17 protein-coding genes are annotated in these 16,424 nt (G+C 65.0%); 8 read left to right on the top strand and 9 right to left on the bottom strand.

Annotated elements, in window-relative coordinates; all coding sequences use genetic code 11:
- Positions 1-4: 4 nt before the first annotated feature.
- From purM to P8Q88_RS02425, 4 genes are read left to right on the top strand one after another with little or no spacing between them, the layout of a single operon-like run.
- Positions 5-1,114, top strand: a complete 1,110-nt coding sequence (purM, locus tag P8Q88_RS02440) for a phosphoribosylformylglycinamidine cyclo-ligase (protein WP_278322235.1) — start codon at positions 5-7, stop codon at positions 1,112-1,114.
- A complete protein-coding gene (purN, locus tag P8Q88_RS02435; RefSeq protein WP_278322234.1) occupies positions 1,107-2,084 on the top strand; it encodes a phosphoribosylglycinamide formyltransferase in 978 nt (325 codons plus the stop codon). Before purM ends, purN begins: the two co-directional genes overlap by 8 nt.
- Before the next feature lie 10 nt (positions 2,085-2,094).
- Complete coding sequence (locus P8Q88_RS02430; RefSeq protein WP_278322233.1) at positions 2,095-2,292, top strand: hypothetical protein; 198 nt, start codon at positions 2,095-2,097, stop codon at positions 2,290-2,292.
- Positions 2,289-3,494: a sulfotransferase family protein gene (locus tag P8Q88_RS02425; RefSeq protein WP_278322232.1), complete on the top strand. Its 1,206-nt coding sequence runs from the start codon at positions 2,289-2,291 to the stop codon at positions 3,492-3,494. The genes P8Q88_RS02430 and P8Q88_RS02425 overlap by 4 nt, the downstream gene beginning before the upstream one ends.
- Before the next feature lie 16 nt (positions 3,495-3,510).
- Here the strand turns inward: P8Q88_RS02425 and P8Q88_RS02420 are convergent, their stop codons facing one another.
- The 7 genes from P8Q88_RS02420 to P8Q88_RS02390 form a co-directional block, all read right to left on the bottom strand.
- Positions 3,511-3,906 (bottom strand): nuclear transport factor 2 family protein, encoded by a 396-nt coding sequence (locus tag P8Q88_RS02420; protein ID WP_278322231.1) that lies wholly within the window; start codon positions 3,904-3,906, stop codon positions 3,511-3,513.
- A gap of 92 nt (positions 3,907-3,998) precedes the next feature.
- Entirely contained in the window at positions 3,999-4,397 is a 399-nt protein-coding gene (locus P8Q88_RS02415; protein WP_278322230.1) for a nuclear transport factor 2 family protein, read from the bottom strand.
- A gap of 101 nt (positions 4,398-4,498) precedes the next feature.
- A complete protein-coding gene (gene ndk / locus P8Q88_RS02410) occupies positions 4,499-4,921 on the bottom strand; it encodes a nucleoside-diphosphate kinase (RefSeq protein WP_278322229.1) in 423 nt (140 codons plus the stop codon).
- Between the two features lie 91 nt (positions 4,922-5,012).
- Positions 5,013-5,522 (bottom strand): hypothetical protein, encoded by a 510-nt coding sequence (locus P8Q88_RS02405; RefSeq protein ID WP_278322228.1) that lies wholly within the window; start codon positions 5,520-5,522, stop codon positions 5,013-5,015.
- A 39-nt stretch (positions 5,523-5,561) separates the two neighbouring features.
- Positions 5,562-6,005 carry a DNA polymerase III subunit chi gene (locus tag P8Q88_RS02400; RefSeq protein ID WP_278322227.1) on the bottom strand — a complete coding sequence of 148 codons (444 nt, stop codon included), beginning with the start codon at positions 6,003-6,005 and terminating at the stop codon, positions 5,562-5,564.
- Positions 6,006-6,041: 36 nt separating this feature from the next.
- Positions 6,042-6,194: a DUF2256 domain-containing protein gene (locus P8Q88_RS02395; protein WP_278322226.1), complete on the bottom strand. Its 153-nt coding sequence runs from the start codon at positions 6,192-6,194 to the stop codon at positions 6,042-6,044.
- Positions 6,195-6,218: 24 nt separating this feature from the next.
- Positions 6,219-7,676: a leucyl aminopeptidase gene (locus P8Q88_RS02390; protein ID WP_278322225.1), complete on the bottom strand. Its 1,458-nt coding sequence runs from the start codon at positions 7,674-7,676 to the stop codon at positions 6,219-6,221.
- Positions 7,677-7,776: 100 nt separating this feature from the next.
- Between P8Q88_RS02390 and lptD the strand changes: the two genes are divergently transcribed.
- The 4 genes from lptD to rsmA all read left to right on the top strand — a co-directional run bounded on the left by lptD (position 7,777) and on the right by rsmA (position 13,501).
- On the top strand, positions 7,777-10,179 hold the full coding sequence (lptD, locus tag P8Q88_RS02385) for an LPS assembly protein LptD (RefSeq protein WP_278322224.1): 2,403 nt from the start codon (positions 7,777-7,779) through the stop codon (positions 10,177-10,179).
- 154 nt (positions 10,180-10,333) lie between these two features.
- Positions 10,334-11,677 (top strand): peptidylprolyl isomerase, encoded by a 1,344-nt coding sequence (locus P8Q88_RS02380; protein WP_278322223.1) that lies wholly within the window; start codon positions 10,334-10,336, stop codon positions 11,675-11,677.
- Between the two features lie 5 nt (positions 11,678-11,682).
- Entirely contained in the window at positions 11,683-12,687 is a 1,005-nt protein-coding gene (pdxA, locus tag P8Q88_RS02375) for a 4-hydroxythreonine-4-phosphate dehydrogenase PdxA (protein ID WP_278322222.1), read from the top strand.
- Positions 12,680-13,501, top strand: a complete 822-nt coding sequence (gene rsmA / locus P8Q88_RS02370) for a 16S rRNA (adenine(1518)-N(6)/adenine(1519)-N(6))-dimethyltransferase RsmA (protein ID WP_278322221.1) — start codon at positions 12,680-12,682, stop codon at positions 13,499-13,501. Before pdxA ends, rsmA begins: the two co-directional genes overlap by 8 nt.
- On the opposite strand, the gene P8Q88_RS02365 is transcribed toward rsmA, so the two are convergent.
- Together P8Q88_RS02365 and P8Q88_RS02360 are read right to left on the bottom strand one after the other, a co-directional pair.
- Positions 13,498-14,106, bottom strand: coding sequence for a D-Ala-D-Ala carboxypeptidase family metallohydrolase (locus tag P8Q88_RS02365; RefSeq protein WP_278322220.1), 609 nt, complete (start codon positions 14,104-14,106; stop codon positions 13,498-13,500). The genes rsmA and P8Q88_RS02365 overlap by 4 nt on opposite strands.
- 96 nt (positions 14,107-14,202) lie before the next feature.
- Complete coding sequence (locus P8Q88_RS02360) at positions 14,203-16,308, bottom strand: malate synthase G (protein WP_278322219.1); 2,106 nt, start codon at positions 16,306-16,308, stop codon at positions 14,203-14,205.
- Positions 16,309-16,424 lie beyond the last annotated feature (116 nt).

Raw genomic sequence — 16,424 nt, 5'->3', positions numbered from 1 at the left:
TGCGATGAGCAGCGAAACCGGCGACAAATCGACCTCCTACACCTACGAGCAGGCGGGCGTCTCGATCGAGGCTGGCAATGCGCTGGTCCGCGCGATCGGTCCGCTGGTGAAAGCGACCATGCGGCCCGGCGCCGATGGCGAGATCGGCGGATTCGGCGGGTTTTTCGATCCGAAGGCGGCCGGATACCGCGACCCGTTGCTGGTTGCCGGCAATGACGGGGTCGGCACCAAGCTTAAGCTCGCCATCGACACGGATCGCCACGACACGGTCGGCATCGATCTTGTCGCCATGTGCGTGAACGATCTGATCGTGCAGGGCGCAGAACCGCTGTTCTTCCTCGATTATTTCGCCACCGGCAAGCTGGAGAGCGGCGTCGCAGAGCGGGTGATCGCAGGGATCGCGGACGGCTGCAAACAGGCGGGCTGCGCGCTGATCGGGGGCGAGACCGCGGAAATGCCGGGCATGTATGCCAGCGGGGACTACGATCTTGCGGGGTTCTGCGTCGGTGCAGTCGAACGCGGCGAACAGCTGACCGGCGAGCGTGTGGCGCCCGGCCACGTGTTGCTCGGTCTGGCGAGTTCGGGCGTCCATTCGAACGGCTTTTCGCTGGTGCGTCGTCTGGCTGCGGACAAGAGCTGGAAACTCGATCGCCCCGCCCTGTTCGACCGCGACCGGCTGCTGATCGATACGCTGATCGAGCCGACGCGCATCTATGTGCAGAGCCTGCTGCCGCTCGCGCGCGACGGGTTGATCGACGCCATGGCGCATATCACCGGCGGTGGCCTGCTGGAAAACATTCCGCGCGTCCTGCCTGCAGGGGCGCATGCGGAAGTCGATGCCGATGGCTGGGAGCAGCCGGGCCTGATGGCCTTTCTCCAGGCGCAGGGCAATATCGAGCCGGTCGAAATGGCGCGCACTTTCAATTGCGGCGTGGGCATGGTGCTGGCGGTGGAACCGTCCCATGCGGAACTTGTCCGCACACGGCTGGAGGATGCGGGTGAGCAGGTTCTCCCGGTCGGTCAGATCGTCGAGGGCGAGCGCGGCTGCACAGTCCGCGGCAGAGCCGGAACATGGGCCGCGCGCGAGGACTGGTCGGCGACGCATAATGCCTGAAACTGAGGGCGGAAGGGCGCGCGTCGCCGTCTTCGTGTCCGGCAAGGGCACCAATATGGCGGCCCTCCTTTACGCCAGCCGCCTGCCTGCCTGCCCTTACGAAATCTGCCTTGTCGAAGCGAACGATCCCGATGCCGAGGCGCTCGAGTTGGCGCAGGCGGAGGGGATCGCTACCTTCGCGCTTTCGCACAAGGGCATGCCGCGCGCCGAGCACGACGCGGCAATGGAAGCCGCCGCGAAGGAAGCGGATGCGCAGTATATCGTCCTCGCGGGATACATGCGGATCCTGACCCCCGAGTTCGTCGCGCGCTGGGAGGGGCGGATGCTCAATATCCACCCCTCGCTGCTGCCGAAATACCCCGGCCTCGACACCCATGCACGCGCGATCGCGGCGGGTGACAGCCATGCTGGCGCGACGGTCCACCTCGTCACCGATGAACTCGACGCGGGCGAGGCGCTGGGGCAGGTCGAAGTCGCAATCTGGCGCGGCGATACGCCCGAGACGCTCGCAAGCCGCGTGCGCCTTGCCGAGCACCAGCTCTATCCGCGCGTTCTGGCCGAATATGTCTCGCGCGAGAACGATCCGCAGTATTTGCTGGAAAAGGTTCGCGCGCTTGCCCTCGCCCTGCCTGAAACGCATGAGCGCGAGAGCCATGGCTCGCCCGGCTGGCGGGTGGGGAGCGAGAAAACGGGCAAGTATTTCGCTTATTTCTCCGACCAGCACCACGGCACGCCCCACATTTCGCTGCTGGTGAAATGCAGCAGCATGGACGAGCTCGAAAACCTCGTGGAAGCGCAACCGCATACCTACCACAAGTCGGCCTATTACGGCGCGAGCGGATGGATCGGCGTCATCCTCAACCGTCCAGGCGTGGAATGGGACGATATTGCGGCATGGTTGCAACGCAGTTGGGGGCAGGTTGCCCCGCCGCGGATCAGAAACCTTTGCGATGCTGCAGATGCCTTCTAAGGTCCCGCCCATGGGTCGCTCTGCAGTTTTTTATGTTCTCGCCGCCATCGGGCTGGTGATCGTCGCCAGCAATGCCGACGATATCGAGGGTCGCAATTCCGAAGCCAGCATGACCGAAACGCTGCTGGTGATCGGCGGCGTACTGCTGTTCGTGCTCGTCGCCCGCGCTCTTATCGCGCGTTTCCATGCCCGAAAGGGGCGCGGATGAGCGCACCACCGCGCGAACATCCCTTCGCCCGTTCGCGCTGGGCGGAACGGGCCGGTGCGGCGATGGCCCGGATGTGGAAGCATGGCCTCACCACCAGGCCCGAACTCGACCCCGAAGCCCTGTGGGCGATCGGCGCGCAAGGCTTCGACGAGAGCGACGAAACCTCGATTCGGTCGAGCGAGGACGTCGCCGATTTCCGCCTCCGACTGGAGCGGCTGTGCCAGGCCCTGCGCGAGGAGGCGGCGCTCAATCCGATGGGCCACGCGATGGCCTATGGCCAGCTCATCGCGGCCATTCGCAAGCGCCACGCGCTGGGCCGATTCTGGAACGATAATCCGGACATCGCGACCCGCCCGATCGCAGCCCCGATCCTCGTGGTCGGCCAGATGCGCAGCGGCACGACGCGCGTACAGCGCCTGCTTGCGGCCGACCCCCGCCATGCGGGCACGCGGTTTTGCAACAGCCACCACCCGGTCCCCCCCGCGGTCGATCTGCGGCCCCTGCGCGCCCGCGCCGCCCTGGCCCTGGCGCGGCGCATCAATCCCTGGCTCGACACGATGCATCCCTTCGGCGCGACCCGCACCGACGAGGAAATCGGCTGGCTCGCCGCGTCGCTCTCGCCGGCGACATTCGAAGCGCAATGGCGCATCCCCTCCTTCGTCGGCTTCAGCAGGGGGCGCGATGCCGGGCCGATCTATCGCGAATTCGTGCGCATCCTTCACACCGATGCCCATACGATGGGCGACGCCGATCGCCCGCGCGTGCTCAAATGCCCGCAGTTCGCGGAGGATATTGAGACTATCGCACCGCTACTGCCCGGTGCGAAGCTGGTCAGGTGCCGCCGCCCGAGTGCAGATATTCTCAGCAGCAGCGTCTCGATGACCGCGAGCCAGATGGCCTTCCAGACCGACCGGCACGACCTAGACTGGCTCACGCAGACCTGGCGCGAGACGATCGCGCTGCGTGCCGCCACCATGGAGCGGGCTTTTGCAGCCTTTCCCGGTGCAGTGGCCGAGGTGGATTTCGCCGCGCTCAATGCCGATTGGCGCGCAGCGATGGCCAGGGTGTACGATGCGCTCGACATTCCGCTCACGCCGACGGCCCTCTCGGCGATGGAGGCGGAGCATGCCAAGGCGCAGGACGATCCGCATGCGCACCATGCCGCGCAGATCAGGGAGTTCCCGTCCCCCGCCTTGTCCTGACCGCTCGCGGCCAAGCTCAGTAGTGATATGCCTCGGGTGCCAGCGCCCGCGCCAGCAGGCGCGGTTCTCCGTCGCAATAGGACTGGAATTCCGCGACCTCGCCCTGCACGATTTTCGCACGCCAGAGCCGGTCCTTCGCCACCAACGGGTCGCGCGCGGTGGTCGTGCCGCTCATCAGCACTTCCTCGCCAACGACGGTGTAGCTTGTGATTGCGAGGTGGAAGCCGGGCTCCGCTTCGAAGAAGCGCCGGGTCGTTTCGGCGCAGGTTTCTCGCCCATCGATCCGGGCGCCGGAGCTGTCGATGAACACGCAGTCGGCAGCAAGGCACGCCTGCACCCCGGCGCAGTCATGGGCATTAAAGGCGGCGATGAGGTTGCGCGCCAGTCGTTTGCGTTTGCCTCGCTGGAACATGATGACATCCCCACCGGGCCGGAAGAAGGTCCCGACCATTCGCAATAATCCGGCCGACAGCGCACTGTTGAGTGCCGATACGCTGCCCACATTCAATTGTTCTGCAGCGCGTGAAACTTGGTCACCGTCATGTGCTGGTCGCTGCGGGTGATCTCGATCCGGCTGACCCTTTCGCCATCGAAGGCCAGACGCCAGCATGCCGGCCCGCTGAGCGCGCGGTTGGTGCTATGGACCATTCCGCTGATCAGGATTCCGTCAGCGTTCTCGATTGCGGCTTTCACCTCGATCTGAGGCTGCCCCGCGCGCGTGCGAAACTCGCGGTCGCTGGCAATGAAGGCATCGACCCCGGAGATCTGCCGTCCGACCGCATCGGTCACTTCAACCTGTGGTGAGAGCAGGCGGCGCACCGCGTTGTAATCGAGAGCGTTAAGCGCGCTCACGAGGTCATTGACGACATCGGACCGGCGACGCCGGTCGTGCCGCTGCAGCATGAACCCTCCCAAAAACATGGCGGGTCCGTGTACCACGCACACGGACCCGTCACAATGCTTTGATTTTCAACGAATTATGATCAGCTTTGCCGATCGTTTATTCAGCCGACGATTTCGTTCTCGTCGAAGAAATAATCGATTTCGATCTTGGCATTTTCATCGCTGTCGGACCCGTGGACCGAATTGGCCTCGATGCTCTCGGCGAAAGTCTTGCGAATCGTACCTTCATCGGCATCGGCCGGGTTGGTCGCGCCCATGATGTCGCGATTGCGCTTCACTGCGTCTTCGCCCTCGAGCACCTGGACCACGACCGGCCCGCTGGTCATGAATTCAACCAGCTCGCCGAAGAAGGGGCGTTCCTTGTGGACGGCATAGAAGCCTTCGGCTTGCTCCTTGGTCATTTTAATGCGCTTGGAAGCGACGACGCGCAGGCCGGCTTCTTCCAGCATCTTGGTGACTGCGCCGGTCAGGTTGCGGCGGGTGGCATCGGGCTTGATGATCGAAAAGGTGCGGGTAACCGCCATGGAAAATTCCTTCGAGATGCAGGGGGTGAAGATTGCGCGCGCCGATAGCGCCGCGCGCCCGCCGCGGCAAGTAACCTTTGCGACCGCCCCCTCAGTCGATACCGCTTGCAATGGAGAGGTGGGCTTTCGTGGTTTCCCCCTCGCGCACGGCGAGCAGGGCCAGCGTATCGCCATCGGGCCGCTTGCCTGCGATGATGCGCGTTGGCCCGGCATCCAGCCTCACATCGATTGCGAATTGCGCCGCCTCTCCTTCGGCGCGGTAGAATTCGACGAGTCGCTCGGGCGGATCGGGGCTGGTGAAGTCGAGCGACAGCAGCACGCCCTCGTCACGTTCGACGCGCGTATTGTTCAGGACCTCGGCTGCGGGATAGAGCGAGAAGCCGGGCGGCAATAGCACGGGCACATCCCTGCCCGACCGCATGGTTGTGACGCTGCCGTCGTCCTCTTCATAGCGGGCGAAGGTTTCGCCGGTGGCCTGATCGATCTCGTAGCTTCCCCGGGGCTCGGCTGCCCTGGCTTGCGCATCGGCGTCCTCGCCATCCTGCGAACAGGCGGCGAGAACCAACGGAAAAACAAGCGAAACGATGAGCGAGCGAGTCATTACCCGACTGACGGGCGGACGCGCTGCCGGTTCCGACAATTATCGCCCTTCGCGCCAGCCGCCTTGCTCGGATTGCTTGAAAATGCGGTTGTCGATCGTGTCCTGCGCGGCGAAGCGCCGCCACAGATCGGCCGCCGCATCGCGCCCTTCGGGATCGAACAGGAGCATCACGCGGTCGAATGCTGTGGCTTCCTCGCGCCACGCGCCATCTGCGATGATCGCCATCCGCGCGCCATTCGCCGCCTCGCAACGGCCGGACAGCAGGATCGGCTGGCGCTCGGCATGGTCGCCATCGGCCATGCCATTGGCGAGGAAGCTGGCCCCGCCCTGTTCCCACAGGATCCGCGACAGTGCCTCGCGCTGTTGGGGGTCGCTCGCGACGATCAGCAGCCGTTCGCCAGCCTGGATCACCTTGCGCGCGAGCCTGGCGACCGTGACGTCGACCGGGTCGCGACTGAGCTGGTAGAAATCCACGCGGGTCATGTGTCGTCCTATCGCGGCACTAGCCGAGCACGGCAATCAGGCATCCGCAGTCTTGTTGCGGCGGCAGCGTTCGGAGCAGTACTTCACTTCGTCCCAGTCGCGTGCCCATTTCTTTCGCCACGCAAATTCGAGCCCGCAGGTCAGGCAGGTCTTGGTTGGGAGGTCACCCTTGCGGCGCATTTTCGCCATGGCGAGCAACCTCCCTTCGCATCCTCAGCCTTCGAGGTTTTCCGCGACAAAGCGGTCGATCAGGCGCACGCCATATCCGGTCGCGCCCTTGCCCCAGGTCTGGCCGGGCTTGTCCGACCACACCATGCCCGCCACGTCGACATGCGCCCAGGGCGTATCCTTGGCGATGAAGCGCTGCAGGAATTGTGCGGCGGTGATAGAGCCGGCACCCTTCCCGCCGATGTTCTTCATGTCGGCAATCGGGCTGTCGATCAGCTTGTCGTAAGCCGCGCCCAGGGGCAGGCGCCAGTTCTTGTCGCCCGTCGCAATACCGGCATCGTAAAGCTGGCCGGCCAGCTCGTCATTGTTCGAGAAGACGCCGGCATATTCATTGCCGAGCGAGATGATGATCGCACCGGTCAGCGTGGCGAAATCGACGATGCGGCTGGGCTGGAATTCCTCCTGCGTCCAGTGCAGCGCATCGGCCAGCACCAACCGCCCCTCGGCATCGGTATTGAGCACCTCGATCGTCTGGCCGGACATGGAGGTCACGACGTCGCCCGGGCGCTGTGCCTTGCCATCGGGCATGTTCTCGACGAGGCCCATGACGCCTACGATATTGGCCTTCGCCTTGCGGCCGACCAGCGCGAGCATGGCGCCCGCCACCGCGCCTGCGCCGCCCATGTCCCATTTCATGTCCTCCATGCCCGGGCCCGGCTTGATGCTGATGCCGCCGGTATCGAAGGTCACGCCCTTGCCTACGAAAGCTACCGGGGCCTCGCTGCCGCCGCCGTTCCAGCGAATGGCGAGCAGGCGCGATTCGCGCTCCGAACCGAGCCCCACGCCTAGCAGCGAGCCCATGCCGAGCTTTTCCATCTCAGCCTCATCGAGGACGACGATTTCGGCATCGGTATCCTTGAATCGCTCGCGACAGCGTTCGACGAAGCTTTCGGGATAGATGATGTTGGCCGGCTCGGTCACGAGCTCGCGCGTAAATTCGATACCCGTCGCCAGATGCGCCATCTCGTCCCAGGCCGCCTCGCCGCCGTCGGGCGCATTGACTACCGTGACTGTATCGAGCGTGATCTTCTGCTCATCCTTCATCCGCGTGCGATAGATGTCATAGCGCCAGTTGCGCAGCCTGAGGCCGAGCAGCACGCTGGCCGCCTCGCTGGCGGACAGACCGCTGTCCGCAAGGTCGAGCACGACCTCGCTCTCACCGCTCGTCTGATATTGCGCGGCGATCGCCGCACCGGCCTTTTCGAGATTGGCGCTGCGCGCCTCGTCGTTGCGGTCGCCCGCCCCCGCCAGAGCGAGGCGCAGGACCCGCCCGTCGCGCTCGACGAAGCCGTCGAACAATTGTCCGGCCGTCCCTTTGAAACGCGCAGCTTCCGCACCTTCGCGAACAGCTTTTTCGAGCGACGGCGGCAACTTGCCCTTGTCGACGACTTGCGCGATGAGGCGCGCCGATTGCGGACGGGACTGGCTGAACTGGATGAGCATGGGTTCTCCCGAAGAATTTACTGAAGGGGTCGGACACTCGCCCGCTATGCCCCAAAGGATGGCGATTGCGATTAGGCGTGGGCGGTGCGATAGGCAAGGCATGGTCCCGCCCGCCGAGACAGCTATCGAAGCCAGCCGGCTGGCGTTGCGGACCATGGCCGCGGCGACTGCGCTTGCGCTGGCGAGCCCCGTGGCGGCGCAACAGGTGGGCGACGACGTGGGATCGGTCGAAGACCCGCAGGGCGATCCCGGCGATCCGCAGCCTGATGCGCCTTCCGTCTCGACCGCGCCCGTACCTGGGCCCGAGGCATCCGAGCCGCCTGACCTTAGCGATCCCTTTCCCGAAATCGGCCCGCCGCCGACGCCGACCGGCAGCGATGGTCTGGACGCAGCCGGCAATCGCGAGATTGCCTTCGAGGCCGACATTCTCCGCTACGATTCGGATGCCGACATCGTCACGGCAAGCGGCAATGTCGTACTGCGCAGCGGCGACCGTTCGCTGCGTGCCGATTCGGTCAGCTGGAGCAGGCGCACCGGCGTGATCCTGGCTGACGGCCGCGTCCGCTTCGTGGACGAGAACGGCAACCAGCTGTTCTCAGAGCGGATCGAACTGACCGACGAGTTCGAGGCGGGCGCGATGGAGAACTTGTTACTCGCGCTGCGCCAGGGCGGGAGGCTCGCTGCCAACCGGGGTCTGCGCGAAAGCGACGGAACGATCGCTCTGGAACAGGCCGCCTATTCGGGCTGCGCCGTCGTCACGCCCGAAGGCTGCGACAAGGAGCCGAGCTGGCGGATCACGGCAGAGCGCGTGATTTACGATCCCTCCGAGCGCCGCATCCGCTTTCGCGGCGCCTATCTCGAGTTGTTCGGCGCGCGCATCCTCCCGCTGCCCGGCCTTGCCGTGCGCACCGATGGCGGCGCGGTATCGGGCGTCCTCGTGCCCGACCTGCGCTTTTCGGAAAGCAACGGGGTCGAAGTGTCGGGGAGCTATTACATCCGGCTGGCAGACAACAAAGACCTGACGCTTTCCGGCTTCGTCTACACCGACGCGCCGCCGATGGTTTCGGGCCAGTGGCGGCACCTGACCGACCGTGGCGCCTATCAGGTCACCGGCTATGCCACCAAAAGCCGCCGGATTTCCGACTTCACCGGCGAGGCGACGACAAGCGAGAGCGATTTTCGCGGCTACCTCTTCGCCAACGGTACCTTCCAGTTCGATCCGCAGTGGAGCCTCACCGCCTCCATCCGCCGCGCTACCGACCGCACGTTCCTGCGCCGCTACGATATCAGCCGCGACGACCGGCTGCGCTCGACCGTCAATCTGGAGCGGATCAGCGACAGCAGCTATTTCTCGGTCGCCGGCTGGGCCACGCAGACGCTGCGGCTGAACCAGCCGCAGGGCGAGGTTCCGATTGCGCTGCCGGTGATCGACTACCGCAAGCGGCTCGACGATCCCGTGTTCGGTGGTCGGCTGGAACTGCAGGCCAATACGCTGGCGATCATGCGCGATGTCGGCCAGGATACCCAGCGGGCCTTTGCCAGGGCGCAATGGGACCTCAGCCGCGTCACCGCGCTGGGGCAGGTCGTGACGCTGACCGGCCTGGTGCGCGGCGATGTCTATCATTCGGACGAGAACTTCCTCACGGACACTGCGATCTATCGCGGCAATCCGGGCTGGGAGGCGCGCGGCGTCGCGCTTGGCGCAGTCGACGTCCAGTGGCCGCTGGTCGGACAGCTATTCGGTGGCGAGCAGGTCCTGACACCACGTGTCCAGTTCGTCGCGACCCCGGCGATCAAGAACCTCGCCATTCCCAACGAGGATGCACGCGCGATCGATCTCGAGGACTCGAACCTCTTCGCTCTCAATCGCTTCCCCGGCTACGACCGGATCGAGGACGGGGCGCGCGTCACTTACGGCTTCGATTGGAAACTGCGCGTTCCCGACTGGGAAGTGCTGACGACGCTGGGCCAGTCATATCGGCTGGACAAGGACCCGGACATCCTTCCCGATGGGACCGGCCTGTCCGAACGCTTCTCCGATTTCGTCGGGCGGACCGAGGTGCGCTATCGCAATTTCGTGAAGTTCACCCACCGCTATCGGCTGGACAAGGACAATTTCGCGATCCGCCGCAACGAGATCGACGCGACCGTCGGATCACGGCGCACCTATGTCGAATTGGGCTATGTCCGCCTCAATCGCGACATCACCGAAGTCGAGGATTTGCAGGATCGCGAGGAATTGCGCGGCGCGGTCCGCGTGGCCTTCGCCAATTACTGGTCGCTGTTCGGCTCGGGCGTATTTAATCTTACCAATCGCGAAGAGGATCCCAGCCTTTCGTCCGACGGGTTCGAGCCGATCCGCACCCGGCTGGGCGTGGCCTATGCCGATGACTGTCTCGAAATGGGGCTGACCTGGCGGCGGGACTACGAAACCGCGGGCGATGCGCGGCGCGGCAACACGTTCCAGGTCTTCTTCAACCTGAAAAATCTGGGTTTCCGCTAGGCGCTGCGTGTTGGCAGCCTGCGAAAAAGGGGCTATCCGCCGCTCCCACAATCGTGGGGCAGATCAACCAGCAATCAGCTACGGTTAAGCCGCGATGCGGCAACGGCCCCGATATGGACTGGCGCCTGGCACGCGCTGCAAATGGGTTTTTCACGTGATCGCACACCGCTTTTCCAAGTTTCTTTCTCTCGCAGCCGCTGCCGGCCTCGCCATGTCGCCGGTCGCCATGCAGGCGCAGACCGCGCAGCCGAGCGCCGACCCGCTCGGCCTGCCAGCCGATGTCAATCTGCTCGCCACGTCGAACCCCAATATCCGCACGGCGACGGCGGTGGTGAACGGCTTCGTCATCACCGGCACCGATGTCGACCAGCGCGCTGCGCTGCTTGTCGCAGCCAACGAACAGCAGCTGGGCGACGAGGAATTGCAGCGCGTCAAGATGCAGGTGCTGCGCAATCTGATCGACGAAACGCTCCAGATCCAAGCCGCCGAAACGCAGGAGATCGAGATTTCGCAGGCGGAGATCGACCAGACCTACGCCCGCGTTGCCGGCGAGAATTTTGGTCAGAATCTCGACGCCATGGACGAGTATCTGCGTTCGATCGGATCTTCGCCGCAGTCGCTGAAGCGCCAGATCCACGGCGAGCTGGCCTGGAGCCGCTTGCTGCGCCGCAATTTCGCGCCCTTCGTGAACGTCTCCGCCGAGGAGGTGAACGACCTCATCAAGCGGCTTGAGGCCAATCGCGGGACCGACGAATACCGTCTGGGCGAAATCTTCCTCTCCGCGACGCCTGAGACCGCTCCGCAGGCCATGGCCAATGCGCAGCAGATCGTATCGCAGCTGCGGCAGGGCGGCAGCTTCGTTGCCTATGCCCGCCAGTTCTCGCAGGCCTCGACCGCCGCGGTGGGCGGTGACCTTGGCTGGATCTCTTTGCCGCAGCTCAAGAACCCGCAGCTCGAAACCGTGGTGCGTGAAATGAGCCCCGGCCAGCTCGTCGGTCCGCTGGAGATCCCGGGCGGCTACTGGATCGGTCTGCTGATCGACAAGCGCCAGGTGCTGATGGCCGATCCGCGCGACGCGCAGCTTTCGCTGAAGCAGATCGCGCTCGATTTCACCGGCGTTCCCGAAGCCGAGCGCACCCCGCGGCTCGAGGCCTTTCTTGCGGGCGTGCAGCAGTTGCGCGGGTGCGGCGATGCCGAGGCCGGCGGTGCGGCGCTGGGAGCAACCGTGGTCACCAACGACCAGATCGCCGCGCGCGCCCTGCCCGAACAGCTTCAGCAGATCGTGCTGAACCTGCAATTGGGCCAGGTGACCCCGCCCTTCGGTTCCTTCGAAGAAGGCGTGCGTGTGCTGATGCTGTGCGGCCGCGACGATCCGCAGGCGGCAAGCGGCCCGGATTTCGAAACGATCATGGGTCAGCTTGAAGAAGAGCGCATCCAGCGCCGCGCGCAGCGTTACCTGCGCGACCTGCGCAACGACGCCTATATCGAGTATAACTGACACCGATGACGGCCCCCCTCGCCGTGTCGATTGGCGATCCGGCGGGGATCGGGCCGGAAATCATCGCGGAAAGCTGGGCGCGGCGCCGGGAAACCGGTCTCGCGCCCTTTTTCGTGGTCGGCGGCGCCAACGTGCTGGCGGCTGCGGCGAAGGCACGCGATCTTTCGGTCCCGGTAGAGCCGATCGAAGACCCCGCCGAAGCCGCGGCGGTTTTCAGCCACGCGCTGCCTGTCCTCGGGCAGGAAGACAGCGACTATACGCCGGGAAAGCCCGAGACGCGCGGCGCGGCCCTCGCGCTGCATTCGCTGGCCGAGGCTACGCGCTGCGCGCTGTTGGAAATGGCGTCGGCCGTGGTGACGGCTCCCATCGCAAAGGCGCAGTTGGCGCAGGTCGGCTTCGAATATCCCGGCCAGACCGAATTTCTCGCCGATGTCTGCGGGCTGGAACGCGAGGACGCGGTGATGATGCTTGCCGGGCCGAGCCTGCGCGCCGTGCCGCTCACCGTGCATTGCGCGCTGGCGGAAGTGCCGAACCGCCTTTCCCAAGGCCTGATCGAGCACCGTGCGCGCATCGTTTCCCGCGCATTGCGGCGCGACTTCGGAATTGACGCGCCGCGCCTCGCAGTCTGCGGCCTTAATCCCCATGCGGGCGAAGGCGGCCGGTTTGGCGACGAGGAGGCGCGGATCATCGCGCCCGCCATCGAAACGCTGCGCGCCGAAGGGCTAGACGTCACCGGCCCGCATCCCGCCGATGCGCTGTTCACCCCGCGCGCGCGGCAGACCTACGATGCGGCGCTGGCCATGTACCACGACCAGGCGCTGGTTCCGCTGAAGGCGCTCGATTTCGACGAGGGGGTCAATGTCACGCTCGGCCTTCCCATCGTGCGCACCAGCCCGGATCATGGCACCGCCTTCGATATTGCCGGCAAGGGCATAGCCAATCCCGGCGCGATGATTGCCGCGCTGAGGATGGCGGGCGCAATGGCCGCGCGGCGTGCCAGTCATGGCTGACCTTCCGCCCCTGCGCGAGGTCATCGCGCGCCACGGTCTCAGTGCATCGAAGGCGCTTGGCCAAAACTTCCTGTTCGACGAGCAATTGCTCGACCGGATCGCCGCGGTCCCCGGCGACCTTGCGGGCAAGCAAGTGCTCGAAGTCGGCCCCGGTCCCGGCGGGCTCACTCGTGCGCTGCTGCGCGCCGGAGCGCGCGTCACCGCGATCGAGATGGATACGCGCTGCCTCCCCGCGCTCGCCGAACTGGGCGAGGCGTTCCCCGGCCAGCTTGCCGTCGTGCAGGGCGATGCCCTGAAGATCGATCATGCCGAGCTGATGGGCGGCGAGCCCTTCGCCGTGTTGTCCAACCTGCCCTATAATGTCGGCACCGCGCTGTTCGTGCGCTGGCTGGGCGGCGAGCAGTGGCCGCCGCTGTGGACCAGCCTCACGCTGATGTTCCAGCAGGAAGTCGCCCAGCGGATCGTCGCGCAGCCGGGTGGCTCGGCCTATGGGCGGCTGGCGGTCCTCGCCCAATGGCGCGCGAGCGCGAAGCTGGCGATGAAGGTCCACCGCAGCGCCTTTACCCCGCCGCCCAAGGTCATGAGCGCCATCGTTCATGTCGAACCCGCCGCCATGCCCGAGGGCGTCAGCGCCCGCCTGCTCGAACGCCTCACCGAAGCCGCGTTCGGCCAGCGCCGCAAGATGCTCCGGCAAAGTCTCAAAGGCGTGCCCGGAGCAGTCGATGCGCTGGAAAGCCTCGGCATTGACCCGCAACGCCGCGCGGAGACGGTGACGGTCGAGGAATTTGTGAAGCTGGCGCGCCAGCTCGGCTAGTCGCAGGGGCTGCTCGCCGACGTATAACTACGCCCCCAGCTGCGATACCCTTCGCCATCGATATGGAAACGGCCACCGGCGTAGTCCGGCTCGGCAGGATCGAAATACGCGCCGAGGCCCATCCGGCTTCCCGGCCCCGCGCGATCCTGCATGGCACAAAGCTCCTGGTAGAATTCGGCTCCACGACGCCTGTCTTCGGTGGCGAGGTCCAGTGCCGAGAACTCGAGATGGTTGCTGCGGCTGGCACCGCGCGCACACTGGTTTAGCGCCGGCGTGCGATAGGAGGACAGGACCTGCACCTGTCCGACCGCAGGTTCGACCTCGTCCCGGACGAGCCTCAGCGCTGGCAAAGCGTTCTGCCATAGGTCGCTGGGCGGAACGCGAAATATCGGCGAATCACACCGCTGCGCGTAATGCGCGTCGATCCGTGTGAGCTGCCAGGCAGGCACTATCCCCGAGACTTCGTTCTCCAGCAAGAATCGCTCGAAATCCCGAAATTCTTCCTGCCGCTGCGGGTCTTCTGCGAGCCAGCCATCGAACGCCGTCTTCGATGTCGGCGACAGAAAGGTCCCGGCACACGAACCAAATCCGGCGCACGTTCCCATAAGAGAAGTCCCAGCGCGAGCAGGAGCACGAACCACAGGAGTTTCGATGCGAAAGACTGGAGCATGTTGTATCAACGCAGCGAAACCGTGCCGGTTTTAACCTGCCTTCTTCTGCCTCCGCCAAGCGTGCAGCAGCGGTTCGGTATAGCCGCTCGGTTGCTCCACGCCCTTGAAGATCAGGTCCTTCGCCGCGCTGAAAGCCGCGCCGTCTTCGTTCTCAAGCAGCGGTTCGTAGAAAGAGTCGTCGGCGTTCTGTTCGTCCACCTTGGCGGCCATGCGGCGCAGGCTGTCCATGACCTGATCTTCCGAGATCACGCCGTGCAGCAGCCAGTTGGCGATGTGCTGCGAACTGATGCGCAGCGTCGCGCGGTCTTCCATCAGGCCGACGTCATTGATGTCGGGCACCTTGGAACAGCCGACGCCTTGGTCGATCCAGCGCACCACATAGCCGAGCAGGCCCTGGCAGTTGTTGTCCAATTCTTCGCGGATTTCCTCGTCGGACCAGTTCACGCCATCGGCCAGCGGGATCGTCAGCAACTCGTCCAGCCTGGCGGCATCGGGCAGGCCCTTCTGGATCTCGAACACGTCCTCGCGGTGATAGTGGATCGCATGGAGCGTTGCCGCGGTCGGGCTCGGCACCCATGCGGTGTTGGCGCCCGCGCGCAGATGTCCGATCTTCTCGATCATCATCTGGCCCATCAGGTCGGGCGCGGCCCACATGCCCTTGCCGATCTGCGCGCGGCCGGCGAGGCCATGCGCCAGGCCGATGCCGACATTGCGCGCTTCGTAGGCTTTCAGCCATGCGGAATTCTTCATCTCGCCCTTGCGCATCATCGGCCCGGCCCGCATCGAGGTGTGGATCTCGTCCCCCGTTCGGTCGAGGAAGCCGGTATTGATGAAGACGATCCGGTCCTTCACCGCGTGGATACAGGCGGCGAGGTTGGCGCTGGTCCGCCGCTCCTCGTCCATCACGCCGACCTTGATCGTGTGGCGCGGCAGGTCGAGCAGGTCCTCGACCGCGTCGAACAGATCGTTGGTGAAGGCGCATTCCTCCGGCCCGTGCATCTTGGGCTTCACGATATAGATCGAACCGCAGCGCGAATTGCCGAACTTGCCGAGGCCTTCCACGTCATGCGCGCCGATCGCCGAGGTGACGACCGCGTCCATGATGCCCTCAGGAATTTCCTCACCCTGCCAGCGCATGGCCGGATTGGTCATCAAATGCCCGACATTGCGCACGAACATCAGGCTGCGGCCGGGAAGATCGTGCATCGCACCGTCGGGGCCCTTGAAGCGCTTGTCGCCGGCAAGTGTGCGGGTCATCGTCTGCCCGCCCTTCTCGAAGCTCTCCTCTAGATCGCCGCGCATCACGCCCAGCCAATTGCGATAGGCGACCAGCTTGTCCTCGGCATCGACTGCTGCGACCGAATCCTCGCAATCCGCAATCGTTGTCAGCGCGGCTTCGAGCACGATATCCGATATACTCGCCCGGTCGGTCCGCCCGACGGGGTGATCCCGGTCGAACTGGACCTCGATATGAAGGCCATTGTTGCGGAACAGTCGGCCGTGATCGGTCTCACCGACGTACTGGTCCTCGTCTGCAAGGGGGATCCCGTTCTCGCGGATGCCGTCGATGGTGAGCTCCGCCCAGCTCCCCGAGGCAAGCGGCACCGCCTCATCGAGAAACCTGCGGCCCTCGGCGATCACCGCAGCACCGCGCTCTTCGTCATAACCGCCGGGCTTCGCGGGCGGCGCATCGAGCGCGTCGGTGCCATAGAACGCGTCGTAAAGGCTGCCCCAGCGTGCGTTCGCGGCATTCAGCAGGAAGCGGGCATTGAGGATCGGCACCACCAATTGCGGCCCGGCCATCGTCGCAATTTCGGGATCGACGTTCTCGGTGCCGATGGTGAAATCGCCCGGTTCCGGCACGAGATAGCCGATGTCTTCGAGAAACGCGCGGTAGGCAGCGGCGTCATGCGGCTGGCCAGCGCGTTCAACGTGCCAGGCATCGATCTTCGCCTGCAAGTCCTCGCGCTTTTCTAGCAACGCGGCGTTGCGGGGCGCAAATTCGCGCAGCAATCCGGCGAGGCCCGGCCAGAATGCCTCTGCGTCGCGCCCTAGCGGAGAGAGCACTTCGTTATCGATAAAGATGGACAACTGCGGATCGACTTCGATCCCGGCGCGCGTCACATATTCTGTCATGAAACTCCTCGTGGCACATGCAAATGGCAATGTTGGTCCCGGGGAGGAGTTCGTTCCCCTTACCAAGCATCCGCGGCTTTGCAAGGCCGGAGCAGGCGCGGGGGTGGACTTGGGCC

Origin of the sequence: Qipengyuania marincola, from assembly GCF_029688625.1 — a bacterium.
Lineage (GTDB): Bacteria > Pseudomonadota > Alphaproteobacteria > Sphingomonadales > Sphingomonadaceae > Qipengyuania.
Note: the sequence above shows the minus strand (reverse complement) of the source record. Positions and strands in the feature narration are given on the sequence as shown.

Coding starts and splice junctions, on each gene's coding strand:
- P8Q88_RS02425 (WP_278322232.1), top strand. CDS start 2,289: ATGAGCGCACCACCGCGCGAACATCCCTTCGCCCGTTCGCGCTGGGCG.
- rsmA (WP_278322221.1), top strand. CDS start 12,680: ATGGCTGACCTTCCGCCCCTGCGCGAGGTCATCGCGCGCCACGGTCTC.
- P8Q88_RS02360 (WP_278322219.1), bottom strand. CDS start 16,308: ATGACAGAATATGTGACGCGCGCCGGGATCGAAGTCGATCCGCAGTTG.
- purM (WP_278322235.1), top strand. CDS start 5: ATGAGCAGCGAAACCGGCGACAAATCGACCTCCTACACCTACGAGCAG.
- P8Q88_RS02400 (WP_278322227.1), bottom strand. CDS start 6,005: ATGACCCGCGTGGATTTCTACCAGCTCAGTCGCGACCCGGTCGACGTC.
- purN (WP_278322234.1), top strand. CDS start 1,107: ATGCCTGAAACTGAGGGCGGAAGGGCGCGCGTCGCCGTCTTCGTGTCC.
- lptD (WP_278322224.1), top strand. CDS start 7,777: ATGGTCCCGCCCGCCGAGACAGCTATCGAAGCCAGCCGGCTGGCGTTG.
- P8Q88_RS02390 (WP_278322225.1), bottom strand. CDS start 7,676: ATGCTCATCCAGTTCAGCCAGTCCCGTCCGCAATCGGCGCGCCTCATC.
- P8Q88_RS02365 (WP_278322220.1), bottom strand. CDS start 14,106: ATGGGAACGTGCGCCGGATTTGGTTCGTGTGCCGGGACCTTTCTGTCG.
- ndk (WP_278322229.1), bottom strand. CDS start 4,921: ATGGCGGTTACCCGCACCTTTTCGATCATCAAGCCCGATGCCACCCGC.
- P8Q88_RS02405 (WP_278322228.1), bottom strand. CDS start 5,522: ATGACTCGCTCGCTCATCGTTTCGCTTGTTTTTCCGTTGGTTCTCGCC.
- P8Q88_RS02430 (WP_278322233.1), top strand. CDS start 2,095: ATGGGTCGCTCTGCAGTTTTTTATGTTCTCGCCGCCATCGGGCTGGTG.
- P8Q88_RS02415 (WP_278322230.1), bottom strand. CDS start 4,397: ATGCTGCAGCGGCACGACCGGCGTCGCCGGTCCGATGTCGTCAATGAC.
- pdxA (WP_278322222.1), top strand. CDS start 11,683: ATGACGGCCCCCCTCGCCGTGTCGATTGGCGATCCGGCGGGGATCGGG.
- P8Q88_RS02420 (WP_278322231.1), bottom strand. CDS start 3,906: ATGTTCCAGCGAGGCAAACGCAAACGACTGGCGCGCAACCTCATCGCC.
- P8Q88_RS02395 (WP_278322226.1), bottom strand. CDS start 6,194: ATGGCGAAAATGCGCCGCAAGGGTGACCTCCCAACCAAGACCTGCCTG.